The 18,173-nt window shown below is 69.8% G+C and carries 17 protein-coding genes, 1 tRNA gene and 1 other RNA gene; 15 read left to right on the forward strand and 4 right to left on the reverse strand.

Features of this window, described 5'->3' with window-relative positions:
- The first annotated feature begins 46 nt into the window (after positions 1 to 46).
- Positions 47 to 2,944, forward strand: a complete 2,898-nt coding sequence (secA, locus tag ACFHVL_RS26315) for a preprotein translocase subunit SecA (protein WP_416631121.1) — start codon at positions 47 to 49, stop codon at positions 2,942 to 2,944.
- 106 nt (positions 2,945 to 3,050) lie between these two features.
- Here the strand turns inward: secA and ACFHVL_RS26320 are convergent, their stop codons facing one another.
- Both ACFHVL_RS26320 and ACFHVL_RS26325 read right to left on the reverse strand, forming a co-directional pair.
- Complete coding sequence (locus ACFHVL_RS26320; RefSeq protein ID WP_416631122.1) at positions 3,051 to 3,707, reverse strand: Rv3235 family protein; 657 nt, start codon at positions 3,705 to 3,707, stop codon at positions 3,051 to 3,053.
- A 155-nt stretch (positions 3,708 to 3,862) separates the two neighbouring features.
- Positions 3,863 to 4,090 carry a helix-turn-helix domain-containing protein gene (locus tag ACFHVL_RS26325; RefSeq protein WP_326551592.1) on the reverse strand — a complete coding sequence of 76 codons (228 nt, stop codon included), beginning with the start codon at positions 4,088 to 4,090 and terminating at the stop codon, positions 3,863 to 3,865.
- A gap of 109 nt (positions 4,091 to 4,199) precedes the next feature.
- Here ACFHVL_RS26325 and ACFHVL_RS26330 point away from each other — a divergent pair, with 109 nt between their 5' ends.
- Entirely contained in the window at positions 4,200 to 4,700 is a 501-nt protein-coding gene (locus tag ACFHVL_RS26330; protein ID WP_416631123.1) for a DUF6912 family protein, read from the forward strand.
- Positions 4,701 to 4,727: 27 nt separating this feature from the next.
- On the opposite strand, the gene pruA is transcribed toward ACFHVL_RS26330, so the two are convergent.
- The gene (pruA, locus tag ACFHVL_RS26335; protein WP_416631124.1) at positions 4,728 to 6,356 is read right to left on the reverse strand and encodes an L-glutamate gamma-semialdehyde dehydrogenase; all 1,629 of its coding nucleotides are present in this window, start codon (positions 6,354 to 6,356) and stop codon (positions 4,728 to 4,730) included.
- 177 nt (positions 6,357 to 6,533) lie between these two features.
- Here pruA and ACFHVL_RS26340 point away from each other — a divergent pair, with 177 nt between their 5' ends.
- The 11 genes from ACFHVL_RS26340 to ACFHVL_RS26390 all read left to right on the forward strand — a co-directional run bounded on the left by ACFHVL_RS26340 (position 6,534) and on the right by ACFHVL_RS26390 (position 16,030).
- A complete protein-coding gene (locus ACFHVL_RS26340; protein WP_416631125.1) occupies positions 6,534 to 7,601 on the forward strand; it encodes a hypothetical protein in 1,068 nt (355 codons plus the stop codon).
- Positions 7,602 to 7,716: 115 nt separating this feature from the next.
- Complete coding sequence (locus ACFHVL_RS26345) at positions 7,717 to 9,291, forward strand: serine/threonine-protein kinase (RefSeq protein WP_416631126.1); 1,575 nt, start codon at positions 7,717 to 7,719, stop codon at positions 9,289 to 9,291.
- 220 nt (positions 9,292 to 9,511) lie between these two features.
- On the forward strand, positions 9,512 to 10,027 hold the full coding sequence (locus ACFHVL_RS26350) for a PadR family transcriptional regulator (protein ID WP_416631127.1): 516 nt from the start codon (positions 9,512 to 9,514) through the stop codon (positions 10,025 to 10,027).
- 95 nt (positions 10,028 to 10,122) lie between these two features.
- The gene (gene prfB / locus ACFHVL_RS26355; RefSeq protein ID WP_416631128.1) at positions 10,123 to 11,244 is read left to right on the forward strand and encodes a peptide chain release factor 2; all 1,122 of its coding nucleotides are present in this window, start codon (positions 10,123 to 10,125) and stop codon (positions 11,242 to 11,244) included.
- Positions 11,245 to 11,475: 231 nt separating this feature from the next.
- A complete protein-coding gene (ftsE, locus tag ACFHVL_RS26360; RefSeq protein WP_416631129.1) occupies positions 11,476 to 12,156 on the forward strand; it encodes a cell division ATP-binding protein FtsE in 681 nt (226 codons plus the stop codon).
- Between the two features lie 108 nt (positions 12,157 to 12,264).
- Positions 12,265 to 13,140: a permease-like cell division protein FtsX gene (ftsX, locus tag ACFHVL_RS26365; protein ID WP_416631130.1), complete on the forward strand. Its 876-nt coding sequence runs from the start codon at positions 12,265 to 12,267 to the stop codon at positions 13,138 to 13,140.
- A gap of 159 nt (positions 13,141 to 13,299) precedes the next feature.
- Positions 13,300 to 13,776: an SsrA-binding protein SmpB gene (gene smpB, locus ACFHVL_RS26370; RefSeq protein WP_326551601.1), complete on the forward strand. Its 477-nt coding sequence runs from the start codon at positions 13,300 to 13,302 to the stop codon at positions 13,774 to 13,776.
- A gap of 167 nt (positions 13,777 to 13,943) precedes the next feature.
- Entirely contained in the window at positions 13,944 to 14,186 is a 243-nt protein-coding gene (locus ACFHVL_RS26375; protein ID WP_416631131.1) for a cellulose binding domain-containing protein, read from the forward strand.
- A gap of 111 nt (positions 14,187 to 14,297) precedes the next feature.
- Positions 14,298 to 14,672, forward strand: a transfer-messenger RNA (tmRNA) gene (gene ssrA, locus ACFHVL_RS26380).
- Positions 14,673 to 14,779: 107 nt separating this feature from the next.
- Positions 14,780 to 15,766, forward strand: coding sequence for a hypothetical protein (locus ACFHVL_RS26385; RefSeq protein WP_416631132.1), 987 nt, complete (start codon positions 14,780 to 14,782; stop codon positions 15,764 to 15,766).
- A 3-nt stretch (positions 15,767 to 15,769) separates the two neighbouring features.
- Positions 15,770 to 16,030, forward strand: a complete 261-nt coding sequence (locus ACFHVL_RS26390; RefSeq protein WP_416631133.1) for a hypothetical protein — start codon at positions 15,770 to 15,772, stop codon at positions 16,028 to 16,030.
- Here ACFHVL_RS26390 and ACFHVL_RS26395 read toward each other — a convergent pair.
- A complete protein-coding gene (locus tag ACFHVL_RS26395) occupies positions 15,992 to 16,795 on the reverse strand; it encodes an S-methyl-5'-thioadenosine phosphorylase (protein ID WP_416631134.1) in 804 nt (267 codons plus the stop codon). The two genes, ACFHVL_RS26390 and ACFHVL_RS26395, sit on opposite strands and share 39 nt — an antisense overlap.
- 307 nt (positions 16,796 to 17,102) lie before the next feature.
- Between ACFHVL_RS26395 and ACFHVL_RS26400 the strand changes: the two genes are divergently transcribed.
- Together ACFHVL_RS26400 and ACFHVL_RS26405 are read left to right on the forward strand one after the other, a co-directional pair.
- Positions 17,103 to 17,657, forward strand: coding sequence for a YqgE/AlgH family protein (locus ACFHVL_RS26400; RefSeq protein ID WP_416631137.1), 555 nt, complete (start codon positions 17,103 to 17,105; stop codon positions 17,655 to 17,657).
- A 71-nt stretch (positions 17,658 to 17,728) separates the two neighbouring features.
- Positions 17,729 to 17,801 (forward strand) — tRNA-Ala (locus ACFHVL_RS26405).
- The last annotated feature ends 372 nt before the right edge of the window (positions 17,802 to 18,173 follow it).

The following is an 18,173-nucleotide window of genomic DNA, read 5'->3' on the forward strand; positions in this document are numbered from 1 at the left end:
ATGCGCCTACGATAGTGACGCACACCGTCTAGGGGAGCGTTGATCTGTGTCGATTCTTGAGAAGATCCTTCGCGCTGGCGAGGGCCGGATGGTCCGCCGGCTCAAGGCGGTCGCCGCAGCCGTCAATTCGATCGAGGACGACTACGTCGACCTCACCGACGCGGAGCTGCGCGAGCTGACCGACCACTACCGCCAGCGGTACGCCGACGGCGAGACCCTCGACGATCTGCTGCCGGAAGCATTCGCCACCGCCCGCGAGGCGGCGTCCCGGGTGCTCGGCCAGCGTCACTACGACGTGCAGATCATGGGCGCGGCGGCGCTGCACTTCGGAAACATCGCCGAGATGAAGACCGGTGAGGGCAAGACGCTGACCTCGGTGCTGCCGGCGTACCTCAACGCGCTGTCCGGCAAGGGCGTGCACATCGTCACCGTCAACGACTACCTGGCCGAGCGGGACGCGGCCTGGATGGGTCAGGTGCACGAGTTCCTCGGGCTCACCGTCGGGGTGATCCTGCCCAACCGGCCGTCGGCCGACCACCGGGCCGCCTACCAGGCAGACATCACCTACGGCACCAACAATGAGTTCGGCTTCGACTACCTGCGTGACAACATGGCCTGGTCAAAGGACGACCTGGTGCAGCGTGGGCACAACTTCGCCATCGTCGACGAGGTCGACTCGATCCTGATCGACGAGGCCCGGACCCCGCTGATCATCTCCGGCCCGGCCGAGCACTCGGCCCGCTGGTACGGCGAGTTCGCCGGCGTGGTGTCGCGGATGCAGGCCGGCAAGGACGGCGAGGGCGACTACGAGATCGACTACGCCAAGCGGACCGTCGCCGTCACCGAACGCGGCGTGTCCAAGGTCGAGGACCGGCTCGGCATCGACAACCTGTACGAGTCGGTGAACACCCCGCTGGTCGGTTACCTGAACAACGCGATCAAGGCGAAGGAGCTCTACAAGCGGGACAAGGACTACATCGTCAACGACGGTGAGGTCCTGATCGTCGACGAGTTCACCGGACGCATCCTGCATGGTCGTCGCTACAACGAGGGCATGCACCAGGCGATCGAGGCCAAGGAGGGCGTCGAGGTCAAGCAGGAGAACCAGACGCTCGCCACGATCACCCTGCAGAACTACTTCCGGCTCTACGAGAAGCTGTCCGGGATGACCGGTACCGCGCAGACCGAGGCGGGCGAGTTCAACAAGGTCTACAACGTCGGCGTGGTGACCATCCCGACCCACCGGGACATGCAGCGCCTCGACCGGGCCGACGTCATCTACAAGACGGAGAAGGCCAAGTTCAACGCGGTCGTCGAGGACATCGCGGAGCGGCACGCCGTGGGTCAGCCGGTGCTGGTCGGCACGGTCTCGGTGGAGAATTCCGAGATCCTGTCCCAGCTGCTGCGCCGCCGGGGCATCGCGCACGCGGTGCTCAACGCGAAGTTCCACGCCAAGGAAGCCGAGATCATCGCCCAGGCCGGGCGCAAGGGCGCGGTCACCGTGGCGACGAACATGGCCGGCCGGGGCACCGACATCCTCCTCGGCGGCAACCCGGACTACCAGGCGGCGGCGCAGCTGCGCCAGCGTGGGCTCGATCCGGCCGAGAGCCCGGACGAGTACGCGAAGGCGCTCGAAGAAATCATGCCGCAGGTCAAGCTGGCCTGTGCGGCCGAGGCCGAGGAGGTCACCTCGGTCGGTGGGCTCTACGTGCTCGGCACCGAGCGGCACGAGTCCCGCCGGATCGACAACCAGCTGCGCGGCCGGTCCGGCCGGCAGGGCGACCCGGGTGAGTCCCGGTTCTACCTGTCGCTGCAGGACGAGCTGATGCGGCGGTTCCGGGCCGGTGCGGTCGAAGCGGTGATGGAGCGCTTCAACATCCCCGAGGACGTGCCGATCGAGTCCAAGATGGTGACCCGGCAGATCAAGAACGCCCAGGCGCAGATCGAGGGCCAGAACGCCGAGACCCGCAAGAACGTCCTCAAGTACGACGAGGTGCTCAACAAGCAGCGCCAGGTCGTCTACGCCGAGCGGCTGCGGGTGCTCAACGGCGAGGACCTGCACGGCCAGATCAGCAAGATGATCGAGGACGTGATCGGCGCGTACATCGACGGCGCGACCGCGGACGGGTACGCCGAGGACTGGGACTTCGACCAGCTCTGGTCGAGCCTCAAGCAGCTCTACCCGGTCGGCATCACCGTCGAGGAGCTGATCGAGGAGGCCGGCGGCGAGCGCAGCGGCGTGGACGCCGAGTTCCTGCGGATCCGGATGCTGGAGGACGCGAACACCGCGTACCAGGGCCGCGAGGAGGAGTTGGGCGCGGACGCGCTGCGGCAGCTGGAGCGGATGGTCCTGCTGCAGGTGATCGACCGTAAGTGGCGTGAGCACCTGTACGAGATGGACTACCTCAAGGAGGGCATCAGCCTGCGGGCGTACGCCCAGCGCGACCCGCTGGTGGAGTACCAGCGCGAGGGGTACGCGATGTTCGCCACCATGATGGACGGCATCAAGGAGGAGACGGTCGGCTTCCTGTTCAACGTCGAGGTGCAGGTGCAGCAGCCGGCGACGGCCGCGGCCAACGGCGACCAGTCCGGCACCCGGGTGCCGGTGCCGGACGGTGAGGTGCAGATCAGGGCCAAGGGCATCGGAGCGGCGCCCCGCCCGCAGGGCCTGCAGTACGTCTCGCCGACCATCGACGGCGCTGCCGGTGCCGAGGGTGGGGTGCAGGTGCAGCAGGCGCCAGCGTTGGGGGTCGGCGGTCAGCAGCAGCCGAGCCGGTCCACGCAAGCCCGTCCGGCGGCCGGCCCGCCGGTGCCGGTGGCGAGCGCCCGCCGGGCCGCAGCGGCCGGTCAGGCGGTCAGCAGTAACGGGCCGTCGCGCAACGCCCCCTGCCCCTGTGGCTCGGGCAAGAAGTACAAGCGCTGCCACGGCGCTCCCGGCGCCTGACCAGCCGAACCCCTCCGTTGCCGACGATCTTGCGCTTATCGCGAACATTTGTCCTTATTGTCCGTCGACAAGTGCAAGATCGTCAGGCGTGTCGGGGTGGCTGGCGTCAGATGAGCTGCACGGCGGTGCCCAGCCAGACGCCGGCCTGACGTTCGAGACGAAACGCCAGCGCCCAGCTGCGGCTGCTGGTGCCGAGCACCGCTGCGGTCTCCACCACCCCGGCCATCGGCTCGCAGATCCGCAGTTGGCGGACCCGGAGCAACTCCTTTCGGCGGTCACCCCGCATCGGCGGCCTCGGCCGTGCCGTCGCAGCCGGCCCCGGCCGCGACGGTTGTGGACCCCGCCCCCGCCCGACCCCGGTCGGCCGGTCCGCCGTCCGGACCCGTTCGACCGCGGCGGTCAGCTGCACACAGATCGCCGATGCCTGCTTCGGGGTGGTGAGCCGGCGGCCGTGCGACACCGGGCGGAACCCGTTGATGATCTCGACGCTCGCCGCCAGGAAGCGGTGTGCGGCCTGGCGGGCGTCGGGCGACGCGCCGGCCAGTGCGTCCGGCGGCAGGACCGCCGGCCGGCCGGGCCCGGTGTCAGGTCGGTCGGCGGGCGGCCGCGCCGGCTCGGCCGAGGGTGGCCCGGACAGATCAAGTGCCAGCTGTACGCCGGGATGGACGCCGAAGTCGGCTGGCGCGTCGGTGAAGGGTGGGTCCAGCGGCGGCACGGGCCGTAGCCGGATGGGGGGTCGCCTGATCCGGGTCGGGACAGTCATCCGAACTCCTGTTGATCTTGCGTTTGCCTTCGTTTGCCTTCGGCAGATCAATTTGAAGTCAGCATGACACTGTCCGTCAATGTCTCGCGGTGACGGCGATCGGACAACTGGTCGGGTCACCCGGCCCGGGCCGGGGCTGGACGGCGCCGGGCCGCCTACTCCGGATCGCGCTCGATCAGCGGGTTGCTCTGCACCCACTCGGCGGTCTCGGTGTACTTGCGTTGGATGTACTCCTCCAACTGGGCGCGCTCCACCCGCCACTGACCACGCCCGCCGACTTTGATCGCGGGCAACTCGCCACTGCGGACCATGTGGTAGACCTGCGAGTCGGATACGTTGAGCTCCGCGGCGACGTCGGACAACTGCAGGAACCTCGGCTCCACGGTGACTCCCGGCTCGTCTACGTCGGTCGGTTCAGTGTGCCATCGCGGCCCGCTCGGACCCGCTGACGGCGTACATTGCATCAGCGACGACATCAGTTGGGGGAGTAGCGTGCCCGACAATCAGCTCCGGGTCTATGTGCCGGCCACCCTGCCGGCGCTCGCCACGCTGCGCGAGACCGGTCAACTCGCCGCCGACACCGCGCACACCGTCACGCCCGCGCTGCGCGAGTGGTACGTCGAAGGCGACGAGGAGGAGCTGGAGTACGTCGCCTTCACCCGCGCCGCGCAGGACGCGCTGCGCCTGCTGCACCACGATCCCACGGCACCCCGCCGGCGGGTCGTCGTCTCGGTCGACCTGCCGGCGGATGCGCTCAAGCGGTCCGTGGTGGAGTTGGGGTCGAGTGCCGTCGCGTTGGTCGGACCGATCGCGTTCGCCTCGGTCGCCGCCGTCCACGTCGACAGCGCCGAGGCGGTCGACGACGTGACGGCGGCCGTCACGGCGGTGACCCAGGCCACCGCCGGGGACCCGGACGCCCAGTTCGTCGTGGACGGAGCCGAGGACCACGAACTCGAGTGGTACGACGTGTCCGAGCTCGACCTGCTCTGCTGAACCCGGCCGGGCCGGGCCGGCGCCGGGTCAGCCCATGTGCGGGTACCGGTGGTCCACCGGCGGCACGAACGTCTCCTTGATGGTGCGCGGCGACGTCCAGCGCAGCAGATTGTGTCGGGACCCGGCCTTGTCGTTGGTGCCACTGGCCCGGGCACCGCCGAACGGCTGCTGCCCGACCACCGCCCCGGTCGGTTTGTCGTTGACGTAGAAGTTGCCGGCCGCGTACCGCAGGACCTTGCCCGCCCGCTCGATCACCCGGCGGTCGGTGGCGAAGACCGCCCCGGTCAACGCGTACGGCGCGATCGCCTCGGCCTGCTCCACGACCGCCCAGAACTGTTCGTCGTCGTAGACCGACACCGCCAGGATCGGACCGAAGTACTCGGTGGTGAAGACCTCGTGTCCGGGGTCGGTGCAGGTCAGCAAGGTGGGTCGGACGAACCAGCCGGTGCTGTCGTCGACGGTGCCACCGGCCAGCACCTGGCAGGACGGATCGTCGCGGACCTTGTCCAGCACGGCGGCGTGCCGGGCGAACGCCCGCTCGTCGATCACCGCCCCGCCGAAGTTGGTGAAGTCGGCCACGTCGCCGTAGGTCAGCGACTCGACGGTGGCGACCAGCCGGTCCCGCAGCCCGGCGGTCCAGAGCGACTTCGGCAGGTACGCGCGCGACGCCGCCGAACACTTCTGCCCCTGGTACTCGTACGCCCCGCGAACCAGCGCGGTGTGCAGCGCGTCCGGGTCGGCGCTCGGGTGTGCCACCACGAAGTCCTTGCCGCCGGTCTCCCCGACCAGCCTCGGGTAGCAGCGATACCGGTCGATGTTGTTCCCGACGGTACGCCAAAGCTGTTGGAACACCCGGGTGGAGCCGGTGAAGTGGATACCGGCCAGGTCCCGGTCGGCCAGCGCCACCTCGGACACGGCCAGCCCGTCTCCGGTGACCATGTTGATCACGCCGGGCGGCAGCCCGGCGGCCTCGAACAGCCGCATCGTGAAGTGCGCGGCGAACTGCTGGGTCGGCGACGGCTTCCAGACCACCGTGTTGCCCATCAGCGCCGGCGCGGTCGGCAGGTTCCCGGCGATCGCTGTGAAGTTGAACGGGGTGATCGCGTAGACGAACCCTTCCAACGGGCGGTGGTCGAACCGGTTCCACACCCCCGGAGCCGACACCGGCTGCTCGGCCAGCACCTGCTGGCCGAAGTGCACGTTGAACCGTAGGAAGTCGATCAACTCGCAGGCCGAGTCGATCTCCGCCTGGTAGGCGGTCTTCGACTGACCCAGCATGGTGGCCGCGTTCAGCGTGTCCCGCCACGGGCCGGCGAGCAGGTCGGCGGCGCGCAGGAACACCGCGGCCCGTTCGGCGTACGGCAGGGCGCGCCAGCCCGGCGCGGCCTGCTTGGCCGCCGCGACCGCCGCCTCGGCGTCGGCCGGCTCGGCGTTGCCGGTGACACCGAGCACATGCCGGTGCCGGTGCGGCATGACCACGTCGATCGGCGCGCCGGCGGCCATCCGTTGCCGGCCGCCGATGGTCATCGTCAGTTCGATCCGGGTCCCGGCGAGCTCACCGAGCCGCCGGCTCAGACTGGCCCGTTCGGCGCTGCCGGGGGCGTGGTCGCGGATCGGCTCGTTGCGGGGGTCGGGGGTGGCGGAAACGGCGTCCATCTCAGGCTCCTGGCGTGATCTCGACTACGTCGGGGAAGACCCGCCGGGGCACCCGGTGGGGCGGCCACGACGGCGGGATCCGGCCTCATCGTCGCACGGCCGGTGGGCCGGTACGCCGATCCGCGTACCCTGGTCGGCACTGGGGACAGCCCGTCGAGAGCAGGAGCGCGAACAGCGATGACCAGCCAGCCCGCACCGGCTGCCGTCGTACCACCGGCAGTTGAGGACCTGGTGCCCGGCGGCCCGGACCCGGACGACCCGGGGCCGGCCGTGTCCGGGCCCGAGAGCTCCGCGCCGGACGGGCCTCGTCCGGCTGGCTCGGTCGTCGCGACGCTCGTGCTCGCCGCGTCGACGCTCGGTTGGCTCGGCCTGCTGATCCTGTCCGTGCTGGTCATCCTGGGTGTCGCGACGGACGGTGTGCTCACCGTGACCGAGACCGCGTACGGGTTGCCTGCGGTGATCTTCGCGGCGCTGGTCGCCGGGGCCGGAGTGGCCCAGGCCGTGCGGCGGCTGGCGGACCGCCGGCTCGGGCCGGCACCGGTGCTCAGGTTCGTCGCCGCGGCGGGCAGCGGAGCTGCCGTCGGAGCCGGCGCCGCCGCGGCAATGGTGCTCGGCGACGGACGCGGCGGGTCGGCGGTCACGATTCTCGGCTGGGCGTTGTTCGCCGGTGCCACGGTCGGCGGCACCCTGGCCGGCCTGCACCGCCGGGCCGGTCTGCTGACGGCGGCTGCGGCCGCTGCCGCGCTGGGCGTAGCCGTGCTGACCAGCGGACGTGAGCTGGTTAAGGGGCCGTTGCTGGAGCTGCTCGGAGCCGGCGACACCCCCGCGTCGGTGCTCGCCGCGCAGTCCCGCCTGATCTGGGCGACCGCCCTGCTGGCCGGGGTCGTCGCCGGGCTGGTCGCGTTCGGCTACCTGTACCGCGCCCACCGCCGGGCCGGCCAGGTGCCGCCGTGGCCCGCCTACCTGGTCGCGGGCGCGGGCCCGGGTGCCCTGCTGCTGATCGCTGAGGTGATCACCCGCGTCGGCGGTGCCCAGCTGCTCGGCCTGGCCCGTTCGTTCAGCGCGAGCGACGACACGTTCCAGACCATGGCGAACGCCGGGCGGATCAACTCGGCGCTGGTCGTGTTGTTCGTCGGTGCGTTCACCGCGCTGATCTGCTTCGGCCGGACCTTGCCGGCCCGACCCGACGCCGACGGAGGCGCCGACCCCGACCCGACGCCGACGGAGGCGCCGACCCCGGGCTGAGGGGCGCCGATCCCGGTGTTGGGAGCCGGCGGGGTGACGTCGGTCGCTCCCGGGTTCGTGCCAAGCGTCGGCTGACTGACGGCGGCGCGGCGCGGCGCCGCCTACCGTCTGTGGTGTGCATGGGCAGGATGCGACGTGGCAGCCGTTGGGCGGGCGGTACCGGCTGGGCGCCTGGATAGCCAGCGGGGCGATCGGGACGGTGCACCGTGCGCACGACCTGCGCGAGGACGTACCGGTGGCGGTGAAGTTGCTCCGGCCGGAGTCGGCCGGGCAACCGGATCTGGTGGAGGGTCTGCTCACCGAGGCCAGGCTGTTGTCCCGGCTGGAGCATCCCAATGTGATCGGACTGCGCGACCGGGTCGTCGACGGGGACCGGCCGGCGTTGGTGCTGGACCTGATCGACGGCGACGACCTGCGTCGCCGGGTACGCAGGGACGGACCACTGCCGCCAGCCGTCGCCGTCGACATCGCCGCTCAGCTCGCCACCGCGTTGGCGTACCTGCACGAACGGGACATCGTGCACGGTGATGTGAAGCCGGCGAACCTGCTGGTGCCGGCGGACGGCGGCCGGGTCCGGCTGATCGACTTCGGCGCGGCGCGGATCGGCGGGGCGCGGATCGGCGGGGCGCGGATCGGCGCGGTCGCCCCGGCGGACGGATCGACGCAGGGGACACCGGAGTACGTCGCCCCGGAGATCGTCGCCGGCGAGCCGGCGAGCGCCGCCGCAGACGTGTACGCCCTCGGAATCGTGCTGTTCGAGTTGCTGTGTGGACGTAGCCCATACCGGGGTGGCCCCGCCGACGAGGTGCTCGCCCGGCACCGTCGGTGCGCGCCCGTACCGCCGCCAGGGCTGCCACCGGCGGTCTGGCCGGTGATCGAGCAGTGCCTGGCGGCGGAGGCGGCCGGGCGGCCGGCCGCCGGTCTGCTCGCGGCGCGGCTGCGCGGTCTGGAACCGACACTCGACGGCCGGCCCGCGTTGCCGGTGCTACCCGCTGACGCGGTCACCTGGTGGCCGCGCGGCGGGGCGCAGTCCACCGTGACCGGCGACGCAGGGGTCGGGGGACCAGGGTCGACGGCCGGTGGAACGGCGGCTGCGGTGCCGGCCGCGGCGGGCGGGCGGGCTCCACTGCCGGCTGGGCCGCAGGGGTATCCCGGGGTGCCCGTGCCACAGCAGCGGCGGCTGCTGCGGGTCGGTGGTGCGGCTGGCGGCGGGGTCATGTTGCTGGCCATGGTGATCGGGCTCACAGTGGCCGCCGGTCAGCAACCCTCGGTGAGCGGGCGACCGGGGGCGGACCTGGTGCCGGCGGTCACCGCGACGGGCGATTCGGGGCTGCCGCCGGGCCGGGCCGCACAGGCGCAGCCGGGCGCGAGTCCGGAGTCGCCGGACGCGGCGACACGACCTGACGCGGCGGCGGGGCCCGGCGCGGCGGCGGGGCCCGGCGCGGCGGCGGGGCCCGGCCCGGGTGCGCGGGAACCGGTAGGCTCCGCAGGTCAGGTAGGTTCGAGCGGCCAGGTAGGTTCGAGCGGATCGGCTGGGTCCGGCGCGTCCGTCGGGTCACCGGCGTCGTCCGATTCGGGAGCCTGGCCCACCTTTCCGGGTGATCCGGGTGCTGAGCTGGGCATTGGGATCGGCGATCCGGTGCCACAGTGGCCGGTGCTCGAGCCGGCCGGATCGGACACTCCGAACTAGTCAGAAGAAGCAGACTTCATGCTTCAAACTTCATCAATAGCCGCACAACGCCAGTGGGTAGCGGCGTGTACGATATCCTTTGTCCGTTTTACTCCCTGATGGTAAATATTGATCTTCCCTACCGGACCGTCGTCCACAGACAGTGCACATTAGAACACGTTTGGTCGCGGATCGCGCCAAATCCTGGACGTAGAGGCGACAAAGTGGCAGCGTAGAGGGCATGGCGGATGTTCGTATCAATCCAACGGCAGCAGCCCTCCTTGGCCTGCTCCACGAAGGACCCATGACAGGTGGGCAACTCATGGCCGCGGCCGAGCGTCAGCTCGGTGCCTACTGGTCCATGACCCGTAGCCAGGTGTACCGGGAATTGCCGGTGCTGGCTGAGCAGGGTCTGGTCCGGCTCGGCAAACCCGGGCCCCGGTCCAGCCAGCCGTACGCGATCACCGCGGCCGGCAAGCGGGCGTTTCTCAAGTGGCTGGCCGACGCGCCGGGTCGCGATTCGGTACGTAATCCGATCGCGCTCCGGGTCGCATTCGGCGCGCACCACACGGCGGAGCAACTGAAGACGGTCTACGCGGACGCGAGCGAGCACCACACCGAGGCGCTGGCCGCGGCCCGTGAGCAGGCACGCGAGGCGAAGAAGAACGGTGACACCTTCGGGGCCGCCGCGCTCGAGTTCGCCGTCTCCTACCACAAGGCGGCGCTCTCCTGGCTGAAGACCGCTCCGGTGAGCTGACCGACCCCGCCAGCGGCGGTGGGGCAGACCCGCCAGGGTGGCGGGTCGACCCGCCGGCAGCGGTCGACGGTGGTCACGACGTACTCTTGTCGGTTGTGACCAGTGCCGACTATGCCGACCAGCTTAAAGATCTTGACGCCACGCTTCGCCGGATCGAGGCGGTCATCGACATTGCTCGACTGCGCCGCGACCGGGCCGAGCTGGAGGAGGCCGCCTCCGCCCCCGACCTCTGGAACGACCAGGCGCGGGCACAGGAGGTCACCTCCCGGCTGTCGTACGCCAACGCGGAGATCGGCAAGCTGGAGTCGCTGCGTACCCGGTTGGACGACGCGGGCCTGATGCTGGAGATGGCACAGGCGGAGGCCGACGCCGCGACGGTCGCCGAAGTCGGCGTCGAGCTGGCCGGACTACACAAGGCGATAGAGGAACTGGAGGTCCGCACGCTGCTCTCCGGGGAGTACGACTCCCGGGAGGCGTTGGTGGCGATCCGGGCGGGGGCCGGCGGTGTCGACGCCGCCGACTTCGCCGAGATGCTGCTGAGGATGTACCTGCGTTGGGCGGAGCGGCACGGCTACCCGACGGAGGTGTACGAGACGTCGTACGCGGAGGAGGCCGGTCTCAAGTCGGCCACCTTCACGGTCAAGGCGCCGTACGCGTACGGGACCCTCAGCGTCGAGTCCGGAACGCACCGTTTGGTGCGGATCAGTCCGTTCGACAACCAGGGGCGGCGGCAGACCAGCTTCGCTGGCGTCGAGGTGCTGCCGGTGGTGGAACAGACAGACCACATCGACATCCCGGAGAACGAGATCCGGGTGGACGTCTACCGCTCGTCGGGCCCGGGTGGGCAGAGCGTCAACACGACCGACTCGGCGGTCCGGCTCACCCACGTCCCGACCGGCATCGTCGTCACCTGCCAGAACGAGAAGTCCCAGCTGCAGAACAAGGCCGCCGCGCTGCGCGTGCTGCAGGCCCGGCTGCTGGAGCGCAAACGGCAGGAGGAGCAGGCGAAGATGGCCGGGCTGAAGACGGACGCCGCCGGCTCCTGGGGCGACCAGATGCGCTCGTACGTGCTGCACCCGTACCAGATGGTCAAGGATCTGCGTACCGAGCAGGAGACGGGCAACCCGACCTCGGTGTTCGACGGCGACCTCGATGCCTTCATCGAGGCCGGTATCCGTTGGCGCAAGGAGCAGGAGCTTGCCGAAGACGCCCACTGAGCACCCCGATCGCGCCGATAGTGCTGGAGCGATCACTCTTCGTGTTCACAGTTTTTGTACAGCGTGTGACTGGGGCCATCATTTCGGGTGGTGTCCCGCCGGTCCGGACGGTTGATTTCTTGGTCTACCTGGCGAACGGCTGGTACGAAACCTCGCGCATAACCGACATAGGAGACATTGGCCATCAGGCCGGACTTGGCGTAGCGGTTACACCGCGTAGACTCACCACCCGTGATTGCGCTCGAGCAAGTGACGAAGACGTACCCGAAGGCGTCCCGGCCCTCGCTGGACAACGTGTCGGTCGCGATCGAGAAGGGCGAGTTCGTCTTCTTCATCGGTCCGTCCGGTTCCGGCAAGTCCACGATCATCAAACTGTTGCTGCACGAGGTGAGCCCGAACAAGGGCAAAATCGTCGTGAACAGCAAGGACGTCACGACCATGCGCTCTTGGAAGATCCCCAACTTTCGGCGCTCCATCGGCTGTGTCTTCCAGGACTTCCGGCTGCTACCCAACCGCACCGCGTACGAGAACGTCGCCTTCGCCCTCGAGGTGATCGGCAAGACGAAGGCGGTCGCCCGGCGGGTCGTTCCCGAGGTGCTGGAGCTGGTCGGTCTCGGCGGCAAGGAGCACCGCTACCCACATGAGCTCTCCGGCGGTGAGCAGCAGCGGGTCGCGGTCGCCCGGGCGTTCGTGAACCGACCGCTGATCCTGCTCGCCGACGAGCCGACCGGAAACCTGGACCCGGACACCTCGATCGAGATCATGCGACTGCTGGACCGGATCAACCGCACTGGTACGACCGTCGTCATGGTCACCCACGACTCCAACATCGTGAACCAGATGCGACGCCGGGTCATCGAGATCGAGGCCGGCCGGATCGTCCGAGACCAGGCGCGCGGCGTCTACGGCTGACGGCGCCTGGTCGCCGACCCCGTCGGCGGCATGTACGTGGTGACCCAGCAGGCCAGCATGTGGTGACCAGTAACGACCATTCTGCGGCAGATCCGGAAGAGGAACCCGATGCGCGCGAAATACGTCCTGTCCGAGGTGATGGTCGGACTGTGGCGCAACGTGACCATGACCATCGCCATGATCATCACGATGGCGGTGTCGCTCACCATGCTGGGAGCGAGTGGCCTGATGTACCTGCAGGTCAACTCGATGAAGGACTTCTACTACGACCAGATCGAGGTCTCGATCTTCCTCGCCTCCGACGTCTCGGAGGAGCAGCGCACCGGCCTGCAGAGCTCGTTGGACTCCGACCCGCTGATCACCACGGTGACCTACGAGTCGCGGGAGGAGGCCTACAACCGCTTCCAGACCCTCTACCAGGACGCCCCGGACCTGGTCAACGTGGTCAAGCCGGACCAGCTGCCGGAGTCGTTCCGGATCAAGCTGGTGGATCCGGAGGAGTACCAGGCGATCTTCGACAAGTACAGCGGCACCGAGGGCATCGACGAGATCGTCGACCAGCGCAGACTGCTCGACAAGATCTTCAGCATCCTGAGCTCGGTGCAGAGCATGGCGCTGATCGCCGCCTCGATCATGGCGGTCGCGGCGTTGATGCTGGTCGGCAACACCATCCAGGTCGCCGCGTACAGCAAGCGACGCGAGGTCGCGGTCATGAAGCTGGTCGGTGCCTCCAACTGGTTCATCCAGGCACCGTTCGTGCTGGAGGCGGTCGTCGCCGGGCTGTTCGGCTCGATCCTCGGCTTCGGCGCGCTCGTACTGGGCAAGATGCTGCTGCTCGACGGATCGCTGCGCGACCTCACCGAGTTGCTGACCCCGATCGAGTGGAGCAGCGTACTGCTGATGTTCCCGCTGATGGCCGGCGTCGGTGCCCTGGTCAGCGCGGTCACCGCGTGGGTCACACTGCGCTTCTACCTGCGGGTCTGAGGCCCTCGGCAGCGGTGTCACCGCGCCCGCCGGCACCGAAAAGCGGTGCCGGCGGGCGCATCCGTTCGCGGTAGGATTGCGCGGTCGCCGGGCGGGTCCGGCAACTCGGGGTGGCCACGTACGACGGTCGCACCCGACAGGGGTGGGAGGGGTCAGGGAATGCCGCGGGAGAAGGGGCGCAAGGTCGTCGCCTCGAATCGCAAGGCCCGGCACGACTACACCATCACCGACGTGTACGAGGCCGGCATGGCGCTCACCGGCACCGAGGTCAAGTCGTTGCGGTCCGGGCGGGCATCGCTCGTGGACGCCTTCGCGCAGGAGCGCCAGGGCGAGATCTACCTGTACGGAATGCACATTCCCGAGTACCTCCAGGGCACCTGGACCAACCACGAACCCCGGCGGACCCGCAAGTTGCTGCTGCATCGCACCGAGATCGACCGGCTGCTCGGCAAACTGCGCGAGGGCGGCCTGACCCTGGTGCCGCTGTCGGTGTACTTCGCCGACGGCTGGGCCAAGGTGGAGTTGGCCCTGGCCCGGGGCAAGAAGTCCTACGACAAGCGACAGGACCTCGCCAAGCGGGACGCCGACCGCGAGATCCAGCGGGTCGTGGGCCGCCGTGGCAAGGGGATGGACTGAGATGTCGACGGGTGACGGTCCCGCGGTGGACGGGCCCGCCGGCCCGTACCCCGGATAGTCCGCCCACGCCGCCCACCCCGCCCGCACCGCCGTCGGCGGGGATCACCGCCCGGTACGTGTCGAGCAGCACCTGGACCATGGTTTCGCGGCAAACGTCGACGTTTCCCATGTTTTCCGGGCGTGTCCGGACATTCGATGTACGGCTCACGTTCCCCGACAACGTAGTGACCACCGTCACCGGTTTCTGGAGCGCCACGCCGTCGGTGACCGGATCCAGCCTCACCTTCTCCGGTGGCCCGATCAGCCCGCAGGGCACCATCAGTTTCGGGTTCCAGGCCGAGAAGAACCGCCCATCGCAGGTCAACCCGACCGGTTGCACGGTCAACGGGCGGCACTGCGTCGGCTTCTGACCGGTCGCCCGCGACGGGAACTGACGGGGCCGCCGCGGAACCGGGATGAAGACGGTGCGCCGAGGCGTTAGTATAGACAGGACCGCAGCCACACCGGCCGTGGCCACACCAGGGGGTGACTGGTTTCGACTTCGTACGTTGCGGCAGGGGAAGCGAGCCGAGGAAGCCGACGTCGTCTCGAGAATCGGTCGTCGGAAACCAATAAGCGCCAACACTAAGCGCGCTGACTTCGCTCTCGCCGCCTGAGGCGAGTAGCTGAGTCTGTCGGTCTGGGAGTGCCTTCGGCCCAATAACCGGCATCAGTAAGAGGGCTGGCCAAGCGAACCCGGTCGCGGGGTTCGTGCGGCGAGATCAAACGCGACTGGGCCCGTCACATCGACTCGCTCGTGTGATCGATGGGGTCGAGTAGAGGCACAGCGAGCTGCGCTCGGAGAAGCCCTGGCAAGACGCCGAAGGACCCGGGTTCGATTCCCGGCACCTCCACGGACGACGGCCGGCCCTTCGCCACCAGGCGGAGGGCCGGCTTCACTATCTGTAGCCACTGAATCAACCGGCCCGGGAACCACCGACCTGCTTGGTGCGTCTGACCCGACATGCGCCGTTTCACCGCCCTGCTGGGCGTACCGCTAATCCTGATCGCCGCCTGCGCGCGGACCGACGGCTCCGCTCCCGGCGGACCCGGCGGTTCAGCCGATCGCTGGGCGGCCTTCCAGCAACGTGCCGACGAGGTCGCCGACGCCTGGCGGTCGGCCGCCGGCCGGCCGGCGTGGCTGGCCGGCTACGCCCCGCTGCAGAGTCCCACGGTGCTGCCGGGCGACCCGGGCTTCACCCCGGACACCGAGCAGGCCTTCCGCGCCGGCTGGTACGAGACCCAGCTGGAGCTGCCGACCGGGGCACCCGCCGACGGCACCGTCAGTTTCCCGGACGGGACCCTCGCCGTGCCACTGATCAGCGCGGCCGACGCGTACGCCACGATCCGCCAGGGCGACCCGCCGCAGTGCCCGCCCGACCAGTCCACACCGGCCCGGCCCGGCCCCGATCCGACCGCCACCAGCCCGACCGGTGCGGCCAGCGACGGGCCGGACGACAGCGTCGGCTCCGGCCAGCTCGCCGGCTGCCAGGTGCTGACCGTCACTGCGGTCACCCTCGGCTCCGTCGACCTGCTGACCAGCCGTGGCACCGCGCAGGTGCCCGCCTGGCTGTTCGAGACCAGCGAGCTCGACACTCCGGTCGCCCGGGTGGCCGTCGCCGATTCAGTCAACATTGCGACACCCAGCCCGGACGTCGGCCAGGCGACGGATCTCACCGACTTCGTCGTCGTGCAGGACCTCATCAGCGCAGACGACGTCGACCTCGGTTACCGCCTCGGAGTCGGTGCCTGCGACAGCGACATCACCCCGTTCGTCCAGGAGTACGCCGATGCCGTCGTCGTCTCCGGCAGCGTGGTCCGCACCGGTGAGGCCTGCACCGACCAACTGCTGCTCCACCCGGTCACCGTGACCCTGGACGAGCCGATCGGCGACCGCACGGTGCTCGACGCGGTCACCGGCCAGCCGCTGCGCCTCGTCCCGGTCGGCTGAGTCATGCCTCAGCCGTACGGCCCGGGTCAGGATCTGGGCGACGACACCGCGACCCTGTCTGAGCTGCCGAGCCGGGGCCTGCCCGGCCAGCGGCCGCCGACCGGCCCCTGGCAGCTGGCCAGCGGAGAAGCAGTGATCCTGGCTGGTGACGCCACTACCGCCAACCGGATTCAGCGGTGCCTCGACGTCGCCGGGATCACCGCGGCCACCGTCGTGCTGGCCCAGTCATGGCAGTTGGAACGGCAGCGGGATCCCGTCGAGTGACTGCGGGCAGGGGCAGCCTCGATCCACCGGCCACTGAGTCAACGCGGTGAGCAGCAGGTCACGCAGCCGGGCGGTGTTCGCACCGAACACCCGGAACACCTCTTCCTGGGTGACCGCGTGCCCGCTGGCAACCCCGGCATCCAGATCGGTCACCAACGCGATCGAGGTGTAGCAGAGCGCCAGCTCGCGGGCCAGGACCGCCTCCGGGTGGCCGGTCATGTTCACCACGGCACCGCCGATCGCGGTGAACCAGCGCGACTCCGCACGGGTGGAGAACCGTGGCCCTTCGACCACGACGACCGCGCCGCCGTCGTGCGGGGCCAGACCCTGCTCGGTGCCGACCCGCAACAGCACCGAACGGCCGGTGGGACAGTACGGATCGGCGAAGCTGACATGCACCGCGCCACGGTCGTAGTAGGTCTGCGCCCGGCCACTGGTGCGGTCGATCAGCTGGTCCGGCACCACGAACGTGCCCGGACCCAGCTCCGGCCGTAGCCCACCGACCGCACACGGTGCCAGCACCTGCCGTACCCCGATCGACCGCAGCGCCCACAGGTTCGCCCGGTACGGGATCAGATGCGGCGGGTGCCGGTGGTCCCGCCCGTGCCGGGGCAGGAACGCCACCCGGCGACCGCCGACGTCGGCGATCGTGATCGCATCCGACGGCTCGCCGTACGGAGTGTCGACCCGGTGCTCCGTCGCGTCGTCCAGCAACGCGTACAGCCCCGAACCGCCGATGACCGCCAGCTCCGCCTGCGCCTGCATCCGGCTCCTCCCAAGATCGGGCAGGGTGACCGGAAACACCGATGCCACGCCCGCGCCGTTAGACCTTAACCGGGCGCTACCGAGCAAGCTATGGTGCCAGGCATGGCATTCACTGCACCTGTGGTGGCCACCGACCCCCCGGACACGCGGGCTTGCCGAACGGCGCGGCACAGCCGCACACCCGCTGCCCGGACGGACGGTCGCGGTGGCCCGCCACTCGTGCGTACGGAGGGACGTGGCGGCACGCTGCGCGTGCGTACGGGAGGTCGAGGTGCACGGTGAGAGTCAGCGGATCGGGGGACGGTCGATGGCGTCGATGACCGGCCAACTGCTGGTCGCGACTCCCACCCTCAAGGATCCCAACTTCGACCGTACGGTGGTCCTGCTCGTCGCCCACGAGGCCGGCGGCGCGCTCGGCGTGGTGCTGAACCGGGCCACCGAGGTGCCGGTCGCCGAGGTGCTCGGCGGCTGGGCCGGTCTGGCCCGGGATCCGTCGGTGCTGTTCGAAGGCGGTCCGGTGCAGCCGGAGTCGGCGATCTGTCTGGCCCGCACCCGCACCCAGACCGGCCGGGTCAAGGGCTTCCACCGGATCGCCGGGCCGCTCGGGACGGTGGACCTGTCCACCGACCCTGGTCCGCTGGCCGAGTCCGTCTCCGGCATCCGGGTCTTCGCCGGCTACTCGGGCTGGTCCGCCGGGCAGCTGGAAGAGGAGATCAACGCCGGCTCGTGGTTCGTGCTGGACGGCCTGCCGGACGACCCGTTCATGACCCGCCCGGAGGATCTGTGGCCGATGGTGCTGCGCCGCCAGGGCGGGATGATGTCGGCGGTGGCGCACTTCCCGTCGGAAGTCACGATGAACTGACCCCGCCTGATGCCCCGACGCGCGGGCATGTGTAACATTGCGCGGGTGCCCGGGGCGATCCGGGCCGACCGGGGGCCGTGGCGCAGCTGGTAGCGCACCACACTGGCAGTGTGGGGGTCAGGGGTTCGAGTCCCCTCGGCTCCACCCGAAACCGCAGGCCAGCGGCATTTCAAGCAATGCTTGTGAATGCCGCTGACCTTCGGTGTCACATAGCCTCACGAGGTGCGGGCTGTTGGGCCTTCGCGGGGGGCCTGTCCGGTGCCCACAGCGCGCCCCGTTACCTAATGAATCTCGAACGGCCCGCCGTGGTTCACGGATGCCTGCCCGTTACCTGGCCTCTGAAGGTCTCCAAAAAGATCGGCAGCGTGGGCTCGGCGAGCCGTTCGGGTGGTGGTCCGGCTCGCCGAGGACATGCCTGCACACCTCTGGACCGTGTCAGGTCTCGTGCAAGTCACCCGGTCCCCTTGGGGAGGACGCCGCGCAGGCGTGAAAATGGTGGGTAGGTCGCCCGCCGAC

Source organism: Micromonospora sp. LOL_023 (assembly GCF_048060115.1).
Taxonomy (GTDB): domain Bacteria; phylum Actinomycetota; class Actinomycetes; order Mycobacteriales; family Micromonosporaceae; genus Micromonospora_E.